This is a genomic window from Streptomyces sp. BPTC-684 (assembly GCF_030028635.1).
In the GTDB taxonomy this organism is placed as follows: domain Bacteria; phylum Actinomycetota; class Actinomycetes; order Streptomycetales; family Streptomycetaceae; genus Streptomyces; species Streptomyces noboritoensis.
The window spans coordinates 6,069,663-6,082,163 of sequence record NZ_CP124863.1 but is presented as its reverse complement, the minus strand read 5'-3'; the positions used below and the strand labels follow the sequence as shown (position 1 = coordinate 6,082,163).

Here is a 12,501-nt window from a genome sequence, read left to right as displayed (position 1 = left end):
CATGTCCCTCCCGCACGCGATCCTGACCGCCCTGCTCGAAAAGCCCTCGTCGGGGCTGGAGCTGACCCGCCGGTTCGACAGGTCGTTCGGCTTCTTCTGGTCCGCGACGCACCAGCAGATCTACCGCGAGCTGGGCAAGCTGGAGCAGTCCGGGGCCATCCGCGCACTGCCGTCCGAGGCCCCGGCGCGCGGCCAGAAGAAGGAGTACGAGGTCCTGCCCGCGGGCCGCGCGGAGCTCGCCGCGTGGGCGGCCGCCGGGCAGGACCCGCGCCCCATGCGGGACCCGCTGCTGCTGCGGATGCGGGCGGCGGCGGTGGTCGGCACGGACGGGCTCGCCGCCGAGCTGCGCCGCCATCTCGATCTGCACGAGCGGCAGTTGGAGATGTACGAGGGGATCGAGCGGCGGGACTTCCCGCCGGAGCGGGACAGCGAGCAGGACCGGCTGCGGCACCTCGTGCTGCGCGGCGGCATCGAGCTGGAGACGTTCTGGATCCGCTGGCTGACGCAGGCGCTGGATACGGTGGACGGGGAGGACGGGCCCGGCCCCGGGTGACGGACGAGCACCGCCCGCACTGGCGTTGTATTATGCAACTAGCCAGTGAGAGGACCAGTCGTGCCCAGCCGAGACCAGTCGGTCACCACCATCCAGCGGGAACTGACCGCGTTCGCCCGCCGCGCCCGGGCCGCCGCCGCGCGGATGCACCCGGAGCTGTCGCTGGTCTCCTTCACGCTGCTGTCCCACATGGAGGACCAGCGGGGGTGCCGCGCGACCGACCTCGCCGCGTACTACATGCTCGACAAGTCGACGATCAGCCGGCAGATCGCGACCCTGGAGAAGCTGGGGTTCATCGAGCGCCGCACCGACCCGGCCGACCACCGCATCCAGCTGCTCCACCTCACCGCCGCCGGCACCGAGAAGCTCGCCGAGGCGGCGGTGCTGCGGCGGCACGCCTTCCACGAGCGCCTCGCGGACTGGGAGGAGTCCGACCTCGACCGGTTCGCCGCGTACCTGCTCCGCTACAACAGCACGGCGCCCGAGGCCGGTTGACGCGCTCGGCGAGGCGCCCCATAAGGGGCGCGGGGAACTGGGCGACCAGCCACGCACGGCCCGCAGCCGAATCCCGACGCTTCCAGACGCTTCCAGCGGAGCTCAGCGCGCTCCGCCACCCGGCGTGACCAGCCCCGACTCGTACGCCAGCACCACCGCCTGGGCCCGGCTGGCGAGGTCCAGTTTGCTCATGGCCCGGTTCAGATGGGTCTTGACCGTCGCCTCGCTGATGAAGAGGTGGTCGGAGATCTCCAGGTTCGACAGGCCGCGCGCGGTGAGCTTGAGGACCTCCGTCTCGCGGGCGGTGAGCACCGCCAGATCCGCCGCGAAGTGCGGCGCATGCTCGACGGGCCGCGCGAAGGCCTCCACCAGGCGCCGGGTGACGCTCGGCGCGAAGAGGGTGTCGCCGCCGCCGACCGCCGCGACCGCCGTGAGCAGCCGCTCCGGCCCCGAGTCCTTGAGCAGGAACCCCGAGGCACCGGCCCGCAGCGCGGAGTACACGTACTCGTCGAGGTCGAACGTGGTGAGGATCAGGATGCGCGGCGCCGGGTCCTCGGCGTCCGCGAGGATCCGCTCGGTGGCGGCGATGCCGTTCATCCCGGGCATCCGGATGTCCATCAGGATCACATCGGGGCGGGTCCGCGCCGCCTGGGCGACCGCCTCCTCGCCGTCGCTCGCCTCGCCGACGACGTCGATGCCCGCCGCTCTCAGCAGCGCGACGAGACCGGCACGTACGAGGAACTGGTCGTCGACCACGAGTGCCCTGGTCATCGCAGCGCGTCTTCCCCCTGTGTCATACGGGCTGGGCCGAGGTCGGCAGGAGCAGCCGGACCTCGAAGCCTCCCTCGCTCCTCGGGCCGGTACTGATCGTGCCGCCGTAGAGCTTGGCCCGCTCCCGCATTCCGATCAACCCGTGTCCACTACCCGATCGGTTTCTGACCGGATTCACTCTCGTACCCTCGTTCACGACGGCGAGCGAGACATGGTTCCGCTCGTAAGAGACTTCCACGGTCGTCCGTGCGCCGGGCGCGTGTTTCAGGACATTGGTGAGCGCTTCCTGTGCCACCCGGTACGCGCACAGGTCGACGCCGGGCGCCAGCGTCCGCGCCTGCCCCTCGACCCGCAGTTCGACCGGCAGTCCGCCGGCCCGCAGCCGCTCCACCATGTCCGAGAGGCGCCCCAGGCCCGGCATCGGGGCCGACGGCTCGCCGTCGAGGTCCTCGGCGCGCAGGACGTGCAGCATGCGCCGCAGCTCTTCGAGGGCCTCCTGACTGGTGGCCGAGATGGTGCCGAGCGCCCCGCGCGCGGTGGGCGGATCGGACTCGAAGACGAAGCGGGCCAGACCCGACTGGACCGATATCACCGACATGTGGTGGGCGATGATGTCGTGCAACTCCCGTGCGATACGGCCGCGTTCCTCGGCCACTTCGCGCCGGGCCCGGGCCTCCTGCTCCTTGGCGAGCTGGTCGGCGAGCTTGGTGGAGCGGCGGGCCACCCGGCCGAACCGCCAGATGACGGCCGGGACGGCGAGGGCCTGGACGACCACGGACGGCATGGAGTCGCTCCCGGCCCGGAACCCCGCGAACAGCCAGATCGCGCCGAGAATCCCGGCGCAGCTGACGGAGGTGCGGGCGGGGCGGGTGGCGGCGACCGTATAACACGCGATCATCCCGCCGTACGTGCCCACGACCGGCCAATTCCCCAGCGCGATGTAGAGCGTCCACGTCGCGATGACGAAGAGGCACACGCCCACCGGCGCCTTGGAACGGAACGCGCACGCCATGTTGATGACCACGGCGAGCGCGTATCCGGCCAGGTCGAGCGGGGGCTGCCCCTGGCTGGACGCCTCGCGGCCAAGGAGCACGGCGACACACGTCTGTGCCAGCGCGATGAACACATCGGCGGCAACGGGGCGGATCCGCATTACCGCAGCTTAATTGCAGGTCAGACGAGCGGCGTCAACCAGTTGCGGTGCACGGACTACCGCAGGAGTTGTAGACGGATCCACTCCTTCCGGAGCGGTCCGAAACCCGTTTGTCACAGCCGCCCGCCGATGTTGGAGTGGGCGCATGGACAACGAAGAAGTGCTGGCCCTGTTCGACCGGCAGATGCGCGAGACCTCGCCGCCCGACGGCCCCGGCACCCGGGTCGAGCGCGCGGGCCGGGTCGTCCGGCTGGTGGGACCGGATCCCGCCTGGAACGGCATCCTCTGGTCGGACCTCGACGAGGAGTGCGCCGACCGCGAGATCGCCGAGCAGGTACGGCACTTCGCCGCGCTGGAGCGCGAGTTCGAGTGGAAGCTGTACGCGCACGACACCCCGGGCGACCTCGGCGAGCGGCTGCTGGCGGCCGGGTTCACGGCCGAGCCCGCCGAGGCCCTGATGGTCGCGGAGGCCGAGGACCAGATGGGTGCGGTGGCGCTGCCCGAGGGCGTCGAGCTGGTGCCGGTGACCGACAAGGCTGGGGTCGCGCTGATGACGGCCGTCCACGAGCAGGCGTTCGGCAAGGACTCGTCCCGGATCGCCCGGGGCATGGAGCTCCAGCTCGCCGAGGCCCCCGAGACCCTGGTCGCGGTGGTGGCGATGGCCGACGGGGTGCCGGTGTCCGCGGCCCGGATGGAGCTCATTCCGGGGACGGAGTTCGCCGGGCTGTGGGGCGGCGGCACCGCCGAGGCCTGGCGCGGCAAGGGCATCTACCGGGCGCTGGTCTCCTACCGCGCCCGCGTCGCCGTCGAGCGCGGCTACCGCTTCCTCCAGGTCGACGCCTCGGACCAGAGTGCCCCGATCCTGCACCGCCTGGGCTTCGCCCGGCTGAGCACGACCACGCCGTACGTCCACCAGCCGTAGCCGGGGCGCCCGTTGGGGTCAGCGGGCGTAGACGGCGACGAAGTCGCGGGTGGCCTGGGTGTAGTAGCGCTCCGGAGGGTTCTCGAAGTCCAGGATGTTGGTGGGCACGGGGTCGTCCGGGGTGCGGCTGCCGTCGTAGCTCATGAAGGACGGCCAGGCGCGGTTCATGTCGAGGGGCATCGCGCGGACCGCGCCCGCGCGCTCCATCAGCTCGGCGAGCGTACGGGCCGACAGGGCCTGGCCGACGACCATGATCACATCGCCCTCGGCGGTGACGCCCACGCCGGAGCGCGCCACGTACATCCTGCTCTGGTCGGTGGCGCCCCACTTGGAGTCGTTGTCGATGTCGGGCACCACCCGGCCGCCGTCGACCATCAGGTCGAGGCACTGGCGCACTCCGACGACCTCCGGCGTCATCCGCACGTCCCGGCCCCAGAGGCCGATGCGGATCGAGCCGTCGCGGTGGAAGACCTCGGAGGCGGCGCCGTCGCGGAGCTCGCCGGCGGTCTTCCCTGCGAGGTAGAAACCGCCTCGTGAGCCCCCGTCGGTGATCTTGAAGCCGCCGTTCCAGGACGCCACCAGACCGGTGCGCTGCCCCTTGGGGATGCTGGGCGGGACGGCGAAGGACCCGCCCGGCTCGCGCAGTCCGGGGTGCAGTCGGAAGCGGGAGTCCTTGGCGCTGATCCAGGCGACGGCCGCCTCGTACGAGGTGTGGGCGGCGTCGGGGCGCACATAGGTACCCTGCACGATCGGGCGGCCGTGGGCCGCGACCAGTGCGCGCCAGACGCCCTCGCCCGGCAGTGCCGGGGCGACCGGCGGCCGCATCGGGGCCCGCAGGGGCAGGCCGCCGCGCGCCGCGACCGGTGGGGCCACGGCCGCCGCGCGCATCCGCGCCAGCGACTCGCTCGGCAGCGACCCGCCGACCTTCGGCGGGTCCATCTCGTACTGGAGGTTCTCCAGCTTGTCGACGACGAAGCCCAGCTCGTGCTCGCGGGCCCAGCCCGCCAGGCGCGCCGCCGTGCCGTCGTCACCCGGATAGGTCAGCGCCTCGCCCACCGACCAGCCCGCGGTCCCGGCGCCGAGCACGCACACCGCCAGCGTGGACCGGACAGCGAGGCGGCGCCGGCGCCGCCGGGGCGGCGTCAGATCGCGGCGGTGTCTCCACGGCAGCAGCCGGCGACTGGCCATGGCGCTCCCTCTCCGAGGCGTGGTTCCGGGCGGACACGTATCCAAAATGCCCAGATAGAGGACTTCTTTCTGCTATAACCTGATCGCCCGGAGCCCAATCAGCCCGCACACTGGTCGCCATGGCCGAGAAACGCAGCGCGGGGCTCCTCCTCTACCGGACCGCACCGACCGGCGTCGAAGTGCTGATCGGGCACATGGGCGGCCCGTTCTGGTCCGGCCGCGACGAGGCGGCCTGGTCGATCCCCAAGGGCGAGTACGGCCCGGAGGAGACGCCTCAGGCGGCGGCCCTGCGCGAGTTCGAGGAGGAGCTGGGACTGCCCGCCCCCGACGGCACCCCGGTGCCGCTCGGTGAGTCGCGGCAGGCCAACGGGAAGGTGGTGACGGTCTGGGCGGTCGAGGCCGACCTCGACCTGGCGGGCGTGGTGCCCGGCACCTTCACCATGGAGTGGCCCCGGGGCTCCGGCATGCAGCGGGAGTTCCCGGAGCTGGACCGCGTCGCCTGGCTCGCGCCCGAGGACGCGTCGCCCCGGCTGGTGGCCGGGCAGCGGGTCTTCCTCGACCGGCTGGCCGCGCACCTCCAGGAGTCCGGGCGGACCTGACGGGCTCAGGCCGCGCGTGGGGCACGGCGGCGAGAGCGGTGACGGTCGCGAAGGCGGCTGCGGCTCGGAGTCCGCGCATGACGGGATCGCCCCTTTCCGGGGTTCCAGAGGTGGTGGGGTTCCAGAGCAGGTTGCGTTCAGGCCCTGAACGGACTCACGCCTTAATTTAGGACGTGGGTTAAGGCCCGAGAGAAGGTCGCGCCAAGGCCCCGCGCGACGGTATGTTGCACGCGGGGAGGGAGCCATATGGCCATGCCGAACAGACGAACCGTTCGTGACCTGCGGCGGGACAACCGGACCGCGGTATTGCACCGGTTGTATTTCGACGGTCCGACGAGCCGTCAAGAGCTCGGCCCCGCCACCGGGTTGAGTTCGGGTTCCATCAGCAACGTGGTCACCGAGCTCGCCGCCGACGGGCTCCTGGAGGACGCCGGGGTCGTCGAATCGGACGGCGGCCGACCGCGCACCCTGCTCCGGGTCACCCCCGACAGCGGCCACCTCATCGGAGTGGACGTCGGCGAGACCCGCGTCCGCGTCGAGATCTTCGACCTGGTGATGAGCGAACTGGCGCGCGCGGAGCTGCCGTTGGAGACCGGCGGCTACGACGTGGACCACATCGTCGGGCTCATCCGCGACGGGGTGGCCGCCGTGCTCCGCGACGCCGCCCTGGCGCCCGAGCGCCTGCTCGGGATCGGCGTCGGGGTCCCGGGCATCGTCGACCGCAGCGGCGCCGAGGGCGCCGTCGTGCACGGGCAGACCATCGGCTGGGACGCGGTCCCGCTGGAGGCCCTGCTGCGCACCGCGCTCGCCACCGAACTCCCGCCGGGCGTCCGCCTCTTCGTGGAGAACGGCGCCAAGACGCTCGGCCAGGCCGAGATGTGGTTCGGCGGCGGGCGCGGCGCCGAGAACGCGGTGATCGTGCTGCTCGGCTCGGGCGTCGGCGCGTGCATCGTCTCCGACGGGCAGATCTACGGGGGCGCGCACAGCAGCGCCGCGGAGTGGGGCCACACCACGGTCCATGTACGCGGCCGCCGCTGCCGGTGCGGCGCGCCGGGCTGCCTGGAGGCGTACACGGGGGCGGAGGCGCTGGTAGCGCGCTGGCGCGAGGCGGGCGCCGCCCTGCCGGACGGCATCGAGGAGGAGACGGCCGTGTCGGAGCTGGTGGCGGCGGCGTATCCGGAGGCCGTGACGGAGGGCGGCGCCGAGGCGGACGTCCCTGCCGGACGGGGCGAAGGCCGCCCCGCCCACGACCCCGTCGCGCGGGCCGTGCTCGACGAGACCGCCGAGTACCTCGGCGCCGGGCTCTCCGACCTCATCAACCTCTACAACCCCGAGCGCATCCTCATCGGCGGCTGGGCCGGGCTCCAACTCGGCCCGTACATCCTGGAGTCGGTGCGCGCGCACGCCACCGCCTATGCCCTGCGGCACCCCGCCGAGCGCGTCACCATCGAGCTCGGGCGGCTCGGCCCGGACGCGGTCACGGTCGGCGCCGCGACCCTGCCGCTGGCCGACTTCTTCGCGCGCGGCGGCCGCCGCGCACCGGCCGACGAGGGGCCCGCCATCCCCGAGCAGCCCGGCTGGCGGGCCTCGGTCGAGGAGCGCGCCGCACGCTGACCGCGGAGGACGGGCTCAGGCCGACTCCCGTACCACCAGCACCCGGCAGGCGCCCCGCGCCATCACGTCGGCGACGGCGTCCCGGCCGCGGGCCTGTTCGTCGAGCACCCGCCCTTGTGACGCGCGACCGCGCCGGAGACCGGTCGGGTCTCCGGCGCGGTCGCCACGGGGTGAGTGGTTCAGTGCCGGGCCGTGCGGCGCCGGCGCGCGGCCCAGACGATGCCGGCGCCCGCGACGAGCACCGCACCGCCCATACCGGCGACGAGCGGGGTGGAGCTCGACGAGCCGGTCTCGGCCAGGTTGGGGCTCGGCGCCGGGGCGGGGGCCGCCGGCGCGGACGTGCTGGGCGCGGGGGCGGGCTCGCTGGGCTTGGCCGACGGGGTCGGGGTCGGCTTCGAGGGCTTGGACGGCTTGCCCGACGGGGTGGGCTTGGTCGGCGGCACCGTGTCGCACACGGGGGACGTCTTGGTCTCGTCGCGCGAGTACTGGTCGCCGTCACCCGCCTTCACGATGAGGTGGAGCGTGAGCTCCTTGTCGTGGGCGGGGAGCTTGAGGTTCTTGTGGAACTCTCCCTTGAACTGCTCGGTGGGCAGCAGGTCCTTGCCGTCCGCCGTCTTGATGGTCACCGTGTTGGTGGCCTCGTCGGAGTACCTGGTCAGGTCCACCGTGACGGCCGAGCAGGTCACCTTCCACACCGGGGTGTGGGCCTGCGCGGGCACCGCGGTCAGACCGACGCCGATGAGGCCCGCAGCGGCTGCCCCTATCAGCGCTCCACGACGACGCCCCGTTCCTCTGATTACGGTCACAGAATCCTCCACTGTTCCGCACCGCCGGACTGACGGTGCGCGCACAGTACCGCTCCCGTCCCAGGGCCGAGCAGCAGTCCCCCACATCACTCACTTCACCTGTCCTGTTCGCGACGGGCCACCCCGTGCTATACACGCGCCACCGTTGTCACGCTCACCACACATGGGGACCGAATGAGACGAACATCCTTGTTTTTCAGGGCAGTTGGGGTGATCGCCGCGACGGCCGCGCTCGCCCTGGGAGTCCCGGCCGCCGGGGCGGGCGCCGCCGCACCGGCACCGGCCGCGACCGCCCTCCCGGCCCTTCCGCAGCCGAATGCGCATGGCCTGACCCTGAAGAGCTGGTCGGCCGTCGCCGGGTACGGCGGCCGGATGGCCGACGCGACCTTCACCACCGGCGCGGTCTTCACCCCGCGCGGCGGCACCCCCTGGATCAGCCCGGTCCAGGTCCCGGTCACGGTGCGGATCTATCTGCCGGCCGGGTACCGGAGCGACCCGGCGAGGCCGTACCCCGTGCTGTATCTGCTCCACGGCGGGGGCGGCGACTTCCAGCAGTGGTCGCAGTCGGACTCCGGGAACGTGGCGGCGACGCTGGCCGGGACGGCGTTCGACGGGATCGTGGTGATGCCGGAGGGCGGCCGGGCGGGCTGGTACAGCGACTGGGCCGGGCACACCGACGGGCACTTCGCCCCGCAGTGGGAGACCTTCCACGTCGAGCAGCTGCTCCCGTGGATCGACGCCAACTTCGCCACGGTGAAGGACCGTTCCGGCCGGGCGATCGCCGGGGCCTCCATGGGCGGGTACGGGGCACTGCGCTACGGCGGCCGCCACCCCGAGCTGTTCTCGGCGGTCGGCGCCTTTTCCGGGGGCACCGATCTGTATCAGGCCAACGCCCAGAAGACCATCGCGGATTCCATGTGGCAGGCGGGTGCGGCGATCGGCTGGACCGGGCTGCTGAATCCGCTGTACCGCGTCACCGGAGACACGCTGTACCGGATGGAGACGGTGTTCGGCCCGCGGAGCGGCTGGCCCTCCGTCACTCCCGCGAGTCTCGCTCTGAACGACGCGTACAGCGGCTACAACGGAAAGCTCGCCTTGTACGCGGGCGGTGCGAACGGGAGCGGTGAGACCGACATCTATGGCTGGAACCGCACGCTGCACGAGAACCTCGACAGCCGCCCCACCCGGCACCGTTACTGCACCGGGCCCGGAGAACACAGCTATCAGTACTGGACCGGGGAGCTGAAGGACTTTGTGGCACTCGCCTACGGGACCGCGCCCGCGCAGTGCCCCAATGGCTGGGGATCGCCCACACCGTAAATGGCCAGCATAAGCGGGCCTTTCAGGAGCTCATAGCGTCACCATTGGGCCATATCGCGCCTTTTCCGGGGGAGTTGAATTTCCTTCAAAGGACCCGGGAAAGGTGCCCCAATCACGCCCGGACGGTGGCCACCAGGCAGGCCGCCGAGAGAATCTCCCATTCCATTTCAGGAATCCATTGACTGAATGGACGGTTTCAGGCCGGGCGGCTCTGCGCCCCCGTCAATGGCGCCTTGTGGACCCCCCGGGGACAAGCAGACGATCGGTCCTCGTTCCTGTGCGACAGCCGTCCAGGCGGCCGACGCTCATGTCTTCGAGGAGGTTCCTGTGGTGAACGACCGGATGTCCCTCAGCCCGGATGCGGCACGGCAACTCGCGAACGCCACCAAGACCACGCCGCAGATGCGCGGCATCACTCCCCGGTATCTGTTACGCGCCCTGCCCTGGGTGGACGTCGAGTCCGGGGTGTACCGCGTCAACCGCCGCCGCACCTTCGTCCTGGGCGACGACCGGATCACCACGTACGCGGACAACGACGGCACCCACCACGTCGTCCCCGGCGACCTGCGCGAGATGCCGTATCTGCGCGACGCCGACGACGCGCTCCTGACCGAACTGGCCGGCGCCTTCACCGAGGTCTCCTTCGAGTCCGGACAGGTCCTGATGCAGAGCGGCGACCCGGCCGACCGGCTGTGGGTGATCGTGCGCGGCCGCGCCGAGAAGCGCATGACCGGCCGGTACGGCGAGGAGGCGCTGATCGAAGTCATAGGCGACGGCCAGTTCTTCGACCTCGACAGCTGGACCCGGTCCGAGCCGATGCCGTACCGCGTGCAGGCGCTCACGCCCGGCGTGGCCCTGGTCGCGGAGCGCAGCGCGCTCGCCGCCCTGACCGACCGGGACGCGGGGGTCCGGGCCGCGATGGACGACTACGCCGCCGGGAACCACATGGTGCCGGGCGCCGAGGTGCCGGTGGACCTGTCCTCGGGCCATGTGGGCGAGCCGGACCTGCCGGGGACGTTCGTCGACTACGAGGACGCGCCGCGCGAGTACCACATGACGCTCGCGCAGACGGTGCTGCGCGTCCACACCCGCGTCGCGGACCTCTACAACGGGCCCATCGACCAGACCCGCGCCCAGTCCAACCTCACCGTCCAGGCGCTGCGCGAGCGGCAGGAGGCGGCGCTCCTGAACCACCCGGAGTTCGGCCTGTTCAACAACGTCTCGGCGGGCCAGCGCGTCCAGGCCCGCACCGGCTCGCCCACTCCGGACGACCTCGACGAGCTGCTCGCCAAGGTCTGGAAGCAGCCCGGGTACTTCCTCGCGCACCCCCGGGCGATCGCCGCGTTCGGCCGTGAATGTACCCGGCGGGGCGTGCCCCCGGTCGTCGACACCCGGTTCGGCAGCCCGCTGATCACCTGGCGCGGAGTGCCGCTGCTGCCGTCGGACAAGGTCCGGTTCACGGGCGGCATGGGCTCCGGCACGACCGAGATCCTGCTGATGCGGATGGGCGAGGCCGAGCAGGGCGTGGTCGGGCTGCGCCCGTCCAGCGTCCAGGACGAGGTCGAACCCGGTCTGGCGATGCGGAACATGGGCACCGACCAGAAGGGCATCACCTCGTACCTGATGACCGCGTACTTCAACACGGCCGTCCTGGTGGAGGACGCCGTCGCCGTGCTCCAGAACGTCGAGGTGTCCAACTACCATGACTATTCCTGACCTCACACGGCAGGTGCCGTCGGTGCCGGTCACGGGGCTGCCCGCGATGCCCCAGCAGGGCGCCCCGACCGAGCAGCCGGCCGCCCCCGAACCGCCTGCGGTACCCGGACAGCCGGGGCTCCCCCGGCGGCCCTCGGTGCCGGGTGCCTACTCGGCCGAGGCGGCCCGCCAGGACTTCCCGATCCTGCACCGCACGGTCAACGGCCGCCCGCTGGTCTGGCTGGACAACGGGGCGACGACGCAGAAGCCCCGCCAGGTCATCGAGGCGCTCGGCGCGTACTACAGCGCCGCCAACTCCAACATCCACCGGGGCGCCCACACCATGGCCCGCGAGGCCACCGAGGCGTACGAGGCGGGGCGCGCGGCGGTCGCCGGGTTCCTGGGGGCGCCCGACCCCGACAGCATCGTGTTCGTGCGCGGCACCACGGAGGCGGTCAACCTGGTCGCCCAGAGCTGGGGCCGGGACAACCTCGGGCCCGGCGACGACATCCTCGTACCGGTCCTCGAACACCACTCCAACATCGTCCCCTGGCAGATGATCGCCAAGGAGACCCGGGCCCGGGTGGTGCCGGTTCCGCTGACGCCGGAGGGGGAGATCGACCAGTTCGCGTACGCGGACCTGCTCTCCTCGCGGACTCAGCTGGTCGCGCTCAGCCACGCCTCCAACGTCCTGGGCACCGTCCCGCCGGTGAAGGAGATGACCGCGCTCGCCCATCGGTACGGGGCGAAGGTGCTGGTGGACGGGGCCCAGGCGGTCGCCCACTTCCCGGTCGACGTGCAGGACCTGGACGCGGACTTCTACGCGTTCTCCGGGCACAAGCTGTTCGCCCCGACCGGCATCGGCGCCCTCTACGCCAAGCCGGAGGTGCTCGCGGAGATGCGGCCCTGGCAGGGCGGCGGCAACATGATCGACTCGGTGGACTTCGGCCTCACCACCTTCGCGCCGGTCCCGCACCGCATGGAGGCCGGCACCGGCAACATCGGCGGTGTGGTGGGGCTGCTTGCCGCCCTTGACTGGCTGGGCTCCTTCGACCGGGACGCGATCACGGCGTACGAGGAAGGGCTGATGGCGTACGCCCAGCAGGCCATGGCCACGGTGCCCGGACTGGAGCTGGTCGGGGCCGCACCCGACCGGATCGCGGTGCTGACCTTCACGCTGGCGGGCCACGACCCGGCGAGCGTCGCCGACTGGCTGGACCGCGACGGGATCGCCATCCGCGCGGGCCACCACTGCGCGCAGCCCGCGCTCGCCCACTACGGACTGGAGTCGGCGGCCCGTGCCTCGCTGGCGCTCTACAACACGTCGGAGGAGGTGGACCAGCTGGTGGCGTCGTTGCGTCAGCTCCAACTGGCGTCCGGCTGAC

At 72.0% G+C, this 12,501-nt stretch carries 12 protein-coding genes; 8 read left to right on the top strand and 4 right to left on the bottom strand.

Annotated elements, in window-relative coordinates:
* The first annotated feature begins 1 nt into the window (after position 1).
* A complete protein-coding gene (locus QIY60_RS27050; protein WP_283144784.1) occupies positions 2-553 on the top strand; it encodes a PadR family transcriptional regulator in 552 nt (183 codons plus the stop codon).
* 60 nt (positions 554-613) lie between these two features.
* The gene (locus QIY60_RS27045) at positions 614-1,048 is read left to right on the top strand and encodes a MarR family transcriptional regulator (RefSeq protein WP_283144783.1); all 435 of its coding nucleotides are present in this window, start codon (positions 614-616) and stop codon (positions 1,046-1,048) included.
* 102 nt (positions 1,049-1,150) lie between these two features.
* On the opposite strand, the gene QIY60_RS27040 is transcribed toward QIY60_RS27045, so the two are convergent.
* On the bottom strand, positions 1,151-1,819 hold the full coding sequence (locus QIY60_RS27040; RefSeq protein WP_283144782.1) for a response regulator transcription factor: 669 nt from the start codon (positions 1,817-1,819) through the stop codon (positions 1,151-1,153).
* A gap of 22 nt (positions 1,820-1,841) precedes the next feature.
* Positions 1,842-2,972, bottom strand: a complete 1,131-nt coding sequence (locus QIY60_RS27035; RefSeq protein ID WP_283144781.1) for a sensor histidine kinase — start codon at positions 2,970-2,972, stop codon at positions 1,842-1,844.
* A gap of 145 nt (positions 2,973-3,117) precedes the next feature.
* On the opposite strand from QIY60_RS27035, the gene QIY60_RS27030 reads away from it, so the two are divergent.
* Entirely contained in the window at positions 3,118-3,894 is a 777-nt protein-coding gene (locus QIY60_RS27030) for a GNAT family N-acetyltransferase (RefSeq protein WP_283144780.1), read from the top strand.
* Between the two features lie 18 nt (positions 3,895-3,912).
* Here the strand turns inward: QIY60_RS27030 and QIY60_RS27025 are convergent, their stop codons facing one another.
* Positions 3,913-5,082 carry a phosphodiester glycosidase family protein gene (locus tag QIY60_RS27025; protein WP_283144779.1) on the bottom strand — a complete coding sequence of 390 codons (1,170 nt, stop codon included), beginning with the start codon at positions 5,080-5,082 and terminating at the stop codon, positions 3,913-3,915.
* A 119-nt stretch (positions 5,083-5,201) separates the two neighbouring features.
* On the opposite strand from QIY60_RS27025, the gene QIY60_RS27020 reads away from it, so the two are divergent.
* Both QIY60_RS27020 and QIY60_RS27015 read left to right on the top strand, forming a co-directional pair.
* Entirely contained in the window at positions 5,202-5,681 is a 480-nt protein-coding gene (locus QIY60_RS27020) for an NUDIX domain-containing protein (RefSeq protein WP_283144778.1), read from the top strand.
* Between the two features lie 246 nt (positions 5,682-5,927).
* Positions 5,928-7,295, top strand: coding sequence for an ROK family transcriptional regulator (locus QIY60_RS27015; protein WP_283144777.1), 1,368 nt, complete (start codon positions 5,928-5,930; stop codon positions 7,293-7,295).
* 179 nt (positions 7,296-7,474) lie between these two features.
* Here QIY60_RS27015 and QIY60_RS27010 read toward each other — a convergent pair whose 3' ends face one another.
* Entirely contained in the window at positions 7,475-8,101 is a 627-nt protein-coding gene (locus QIY60_RS27010; protein WP_283144776.1) for an LAETG motif-containing sortase-dependent surface protein, read from the bottom strand.
* Between the two features lie 210 nt (positions 8,102-8,311).
* On the opposite strand from QIY60_RS27010, the gene QIY60_RS27005 reads away from it, so the two are divergent.
* The 3 genes from QIY60_RS27005 (at position 8,312) to QIY60_RS26995 (ending at position 12,500) form a co-directional block, all read left to right on the top strand.
* Complete coding sequence (locus tag QIY60_RS27005; protein WP_283144775.1) at positions 8,312-9,421, top strand: alpha/beta hydrolase family protein; 1,110 nt, start codon at positions 8,312-8,314, stop codon at positions 9,419-9,421.
* 330 nt (positions 9,422-9,751) lie between these two features.
* The gene (locus tag QIY60_RS27000) at positions 9,752-11,137 is read left to right on the top strand and encodes a family 2B encapsulin nanocompartment shell protein (RefSeq protein ID WP_283144774.1); all 1,386 of its coding nucleotides are present in this window, start codon (positions 9,752-9,754) and stop codon (positions 11,135-11,137) included.
* Entirely contained in the window at positions 11,124-12,500 is a 1,377-nt protein-coding gene (locus QIY60_RS26995) for a cysteine desulfurase (RefSeq protein WP_283144773.1), read from the top strand. Before QIY60_RS27000 ends, QIY60_RS26995 begins: the two co-directional genes overlap by 14 nt.
* Position 12,501: the final 1 nt, after the last annotated feature.